At 38.3% G+C, this 5,286-nt stretch carries 5 protein-coding genes; 4 read left to right on the top strand and 1 reads right to left on the bottom strand.

Going from position 1 to position 5,286, the window contains the following annotated elements:
• Positions 1 to 420: 420 nt before the first annotated feature.
• On the top strand, positions 421 to 1,179 hold the full coding sequence (locus tag VJ937_RS05205) for an SDR family oxidoreductase (RefSeq protein WP_324065835.1): 759 nt from the start codon (positions 421 to 423) through the stop codon (positions 1,177 to 1,179).
• A gap of 69 nt (positions 1,180 to 1,248) precedes the next feature.
• On the opposite strand, the gene VJ937_RS05200 is transcribed toward VJ937_RS05205, so the two are convergent.
• The gene (locus VJ937_RS05200) at positions 1,249 to 1,776 is read right to left on the bottom strand and encodes a phospholipase D-like domain-containing protein (RefSeq protein ID WP_324065834.1); all 528 of its coding nucleotides are present in this window, start codon (positions 1,774 to 1,776) and stop codon (positions 1,249 to 1,251) included.
• 143 nt (positions 1,777 to 1,919) lie between these two features.
• On the opposite strand from VJ937_RS05200, the gene VJ937_RS05195 reads away from it, so the two are divergent.
• From VJ937_RS05195 to VJ937_RS05185, 3 genes are all read left to right on the top strand, one after another.
• Positions 1,920 to 2,888, top strand: a complete 969-nt coding sequence (locus VJ937_RS05195; RefSeq protein WP_324065833.1) for a T9SS type A sorting domain-containing protein — start codon at positions 1,920 to 1,922, stop codon at positions 2,886 to 2,888.
• 552 nt (positions 2,889 to 3,440) lie between these two features.
• Positions 3,441 to 4,721 (top strand): alginate export family protein, encoded by a 1,281-nt coding sequence (locus tag VJ937_RS05190; RefSeq protein ID WP_324065832.1) that lies wholly within the window; start codon positions 3,441 to 3,443, stop codon positions 4,719 to 4,721.
• A 6-nt stretch (positions 4,722 to 4,727) separates the two neighbouring features.
• The coding region (locus VJ937_RS05185) for a cache domain-containing protein (protein WP_324065831.1) at positions 4,728 to 5,286 on the top strand (559 nt) is incomplete at its 3' end.

Genomic DNA, 5,286 nt, shown 5'->3' with positions numbered 1-5,286 from the left:
TAGGATTTACATCGGCACCAAAAGCCGCTATTTCAGCAACCAGGAAACGATCATTACTAATAAATTTTTGGTAACCAAACCAGGATAAAGTTAACAAGGTTAAAACAATTGTAATAAGAAGTAGCTTTTTCATATTGGATTTTCAAAAGTATTAAGATTTGTAAATATAATAAATCCGACTCTAAAAGAAGATATATAAAACAATATTCACCTTATTTTGCATTAATTCTTATCCGAAAAATAAAAAAATCAAAACAGCAATAACATTCTCCATACTGCAGTAACAAGGCCCTTTTAGCTATCGCCAAAGCCCTGATAATAAAATACATAAATCAATATATGCGGCATTAAAGCCAAAAGCCCAAAACTAAATCACAACTCCATTTGTCTTAACTATAGCAATAATAAAAGGAGGATATTATGGAAAACAAAAGAGTAGTTATAACAGGTGGTGCCGGAGGTATTGGATTAGCACTGGCCCAAAAGCTATTAGATAAAAAAGCAAAAGTTTTATTGGTTGATCTCAATGAAAAGGATCTTAAAGATGCTGCAGCTAAACTCGATAATGAGAACCTGTATTACATTGCAGCGGATGTATCTGACGAAAAGGCTGTGAAAAAATATGTGGATTTTGCCTTAGAAAAAATGGGTGGAATCGACATCTTTTACAACAATGCCGGTATTGAGGGTAAAGTATTGCCCCTTGAAGACTATCCGATGGACCTTTTCGACAAGCTCATAGATGTCAATGTAAAAGGTGTTTTTTATGGATTACGCCACGTTTTTCCGGTTATGAAGAAAAACAGTAACGGTGGTAGTATCGTAATTACTTCATCAGTAGCCGGTATGAGCGGAACCGCTAATGTACTTCCTTATGTGACCAGCAAGCATGCAGTGGTGGGCATGATGAAATCAGCAGCCCTTGAAGGAGCCGATCATAAAATAAGGGTCAATACAGTTAATCCTTCCCCGGTAGATAACCGCATGATGCGGTCGCTGGAAGATGGGTTTGCTCCCGGTCAGGGCAAAGCAGCAAAAGAGGGCTTTGAGCAGGCTATCCCATTAAAACGCTATGCCACAAATGACGAAGTTGCCAACTTAATGTACTTCCTCGGTAGTAATGAAAGTAGTTTCATTACCGGAGCTGTACATGCAGTAGATGGCGGCATGACCGCATAATACTAAATACAAACTTATATTAACCAATCACCCCGGTATTGCAGTGCACATTGCAGCCGGGGTATTTTATTATCGGACATCCAGCACACGGTCGCTGCAAAATTCTTTACGACCACATTTTGGACAATGCTTACCAATCCAGACATCGTCGAACTGACTCATGGCCGATTCAACCAATGCACTGTCATTGGTCCAGATACCGGATTCGAAATTTCTGCGATTTAAACTTTTCATACCCATACCCGCTCCTGTCAGGTTTGCTGAACCGATATAAGCCCATTGGCTGTCTACAATAATTAGTTTAAAATGAACGCGTGGGCATAACATTCTTTCAAGGTGGTTCACAAGCTCCGGGTGCTTATCAAAATCATCTCTGAAACGAGTTCCGGGTTCTTTTGCATGTATTAATCTTACCTCAACCTTCTTGCGCAATAAGCCAGCAACAGCCCTCAAAAAGGGCATCGTTACATTGTTGTGCTTCACATACAAATCTTTCAAATCAGCTGTACCGATCCATAGCATACGCTTTGCCTGCAATGCTGCCTGCAAAACTTTTCCGTAATGTGCTTCGTTTTTTATATATGTTATTTCAGCCATATTTTAAAGGTAACTTAAAAAACAGATCACTCCAAATTGCATATTAACGCACAGCTTGTTGCAGAGCTTTCATAACTGCTTTTCAAATAAAAGAAGATTTAAACAGTTGTTTATCTGATTTGTTGCACGAAAAAAGGCTTATTATGAGACACTTAATTTTTACCACATTATTTTTTTCTATCTATTTTTTCAGCAATGCTCAAGTAACATTGACAGCTGAAGCCCACAATCCCAATGTGGGCGACACATATGAACAAAACATAAATAGTGATCCGGGTGCCGGCTTTACTGAAGGCCCCTCTGGTGCTGATGTAACTTGGAATTTTTCTAATCTTACGACATCAACCACCCGTGGTGTTAGTATTCAGGCAGCCAGCAACCCCGATTTTCCAAATGCTGATATTTTCTACTCACAGGTAGGGACTTACTCCTATTTCGGCACAACCAATAATGCATTTGTTTATTGGGGTATTCACACAGATCAGGCAGTAATTGCCTACACCGACGGAGAAGATCAGGTGCGATTCCCTATCACTTATGGTGACAGCTATTCGGACACCTTCGAAGGTAGCTATGAAAGCTTTGGTATGACTTTCGATCGCGAAGGTACCCTGGATGTTGCAGCAGATGGATATGGGACACTTATCACGCCCGATGCCACTTATGATAATGCACTGCGAATTCAAATTGTAAGAAACACTACTGACTATCAAAACGGATCGCCCACAGGCAGTACAGTTGATACAATCTATTACTGGTATGCAGAAAACATTAATTTTCCTGTAATGACATACAACAGGAATTACTCCGAAGGTTCACTGGTTGGCGAATCAGTAAATTACCTTTCAGACGACGGAACACTCTCAGTTTCTGGTATTGAAGCGAAAACACTCGAAGTATATCCGAACCCTGTTCAAAATCGACTTAATCTCAATTACGATAAACAAAAAATCAGACACATTCAGATTTTAGACCTACAGGGTAAATTGGTTAAAGAATTTGCAGCTAAAGTTGAAACAATTCTTACAGAAGACCTTCCAACAGGAACATATTTTATTAAAACCACCTATAGCAACGGAGTTGCGCAAAAAGCGAAATTTATTAAACAATAAATCATATTGCAGTCATACATTTTCTGAGGCTAGAGGTCAGCAATAATTAATGCTGGCCTCTGTCTTTTTTTATCCCTAAATGAGATTCTTTATATCATCCATCATCAGCAAGATAAATTAAAAACATATTTCCGGTTTTTCTTACAAATGAGAATTTTGGCGCATTAAAACTTCAGTACACCAGTGTCAGGTCTAACTCGATCTAAACAACCAGTTTTTTGCTGTTTTCTTTCTTATTGGAATACGGATCATTCAAAAAAATCCCGCATAAAATAATAAAACATATTCTACTCCAAATATCCCAAGTTAAAACAACATACATAGTGAATTATAGCGGGTTGCATAAAAATAAAATAACTATGTAAAGCATTATTTAACTGTACATTTAATAAAATAGACGAATAGACCAAATAGGTGTTTTTACGGTGTTTCGACAATTTTAAATTCTCTAAATTTGTTATATTAAATTTAGTTATTGCCTGTATATAACTCAGTATGACTTTAAAACCTGATATATTCAGGCCAGACTTTTTGTCCAAAATTTTTAAAATAATGAAAAGTAAATTATTAGCACTGGTTCTCTTCCTATTGGCAGCCAACCTTCAGGCTCAGTTCACAATTGATGGCGAAATAAGGCCACGAACTGAATTCAGGAATGGCTATAAAAACATGCAAAACACCGAAGGGCGCTCGCCTGAAATCATAACCAGTCAAAGGAGCCTGCTGGGAGTATCCTTTAATGAAAAAGCTATTACCTCACGAATAGCATTTCAGGATGTGAGATCATGGGGTGAAAGCCCGACAAAAAAGGATTCTGCCACAATTCATTTAAAGGAAGCCTGGATAGGGTTTCCTTTAAACGATATAATTCGGGTAAAACTGGGACGGCAAATCCTAAAATACGACAACCAGCGTATTTTAGGAGCTACAAACTGGAATAACATAGGATCGCAACATGATGTCTTATTGCTTAAACTAAAATCCGGAGCTTTTCAGTCAGACCTGGGGTTTGCATACAACAACGAGAAAAGCTCGATGCCTTACGAATCATATTATCCCCTGCCCTATTACAAAGCAATGTCCTTTCTATGGTTAAAATATCGGTTTTCCAATATGTTGTCGGCCTCTGCAACAACACTTGTCGACCTCAACGCTAAACCTGACACAAAAGACACATACTTTGCCCGCATTACATATGGAGCTACAATAAATTTTCAGCCAATAAAGTCCTTAAAAATTAATACTGATTGTTTTTTACAAAATGGCAAAAATCCATCAGGAACGCTAGTAGAGGCATATATGGCTGGTTTCAGAGCCGATTACCAGCTTTTAAGTAACCATGGTATATTTCTGGGGACAGACATCTACAGCGGAAGTGACCCCAACAGTGACCCGACAAATAAGACAAATAATTTCGACAGGTTATATGGAGCAAAACACAAGTTTTTGGGATATATGGACTATTTCCCCATTGGAAAAAATGGCATTCAGGGAATTTTTGCAGGAACCAATCATAAGTTTAATTCGAAACTAAAACTTGAGCTTTCAGCACATATCTTCCGGTTGCCACACCAATATACAGATGCTGCCAGTGGTGAGAAAATCGACCAATACCTTGGTACCGAAGTAGATATAAAAGCATCTTATAAAATTGCGAAAAAACTAAATCTAACAGCTATTTACGGAACTATGTTTGGTTCCGGATCAATGGATATTGTGAAAGGGGGAGACCATAATGCTACCAGCAATTTTGCTGCCCTTATGCTTACTTACAAACCCAGTTTCACATTCATTGAAGACTCAAAAGCAGATAAGAACTTACCGCCAAAATAGAACACTATGAAAAAATTAGAACAAAAAAGCAAGCTGCTTTATAAGATTGCAATTCCCATGACCATTGTAATTATAGTGGCTATTTCACTAATTACGTTATTTAGTCGTAACTACCTTGTAAGCACAAACGACAGCAATACAAATGCAATTATTGAATCAAAAATTGCCGACCTGAACAAAAACATCAACCGCATGGGCAATAAAGCCCTTTATGCAGCAAGCATGGCTGCAAATTTGGATTTTGTTTATGATGGTTATCACAAATACTACCAGACCAAAAACGTAGATTCTGCCGGCCAAATAATGAGACCCAAGCTTAAACCAATTACTGAAGCTATAAGAAAGCAAACAGGTGGACAGGCTAAAATTCATTACCACATCCCTCCTGCAAAATCACTGTTGCGAAGTTGGTCCGACAAACATGGAGATGACATATCGGGCTTTAGAAATACGGTGCTTGATATTTCGCGCAATCACCAACCAATTAGCGGTATTGAAGTGGGCAGAGGCGGATTTGTGGTGCGCGGTCTGTCACCAATAATCGACGAAAGAGGAGAATATTTAG

This window comes from Salinivirga sp. (assembly GCF_035268865.1).
GTDB lineage: Bacteria > Bacteroidota > Bacteroidia > Bacteroidales > Salinivirgaceae > Salinivirga.
The sequence above is the reverse complement of the archived record's forward strand: the minus strand, read 5'-3'. Positions and strand labels throughout refer to the sequence as shown.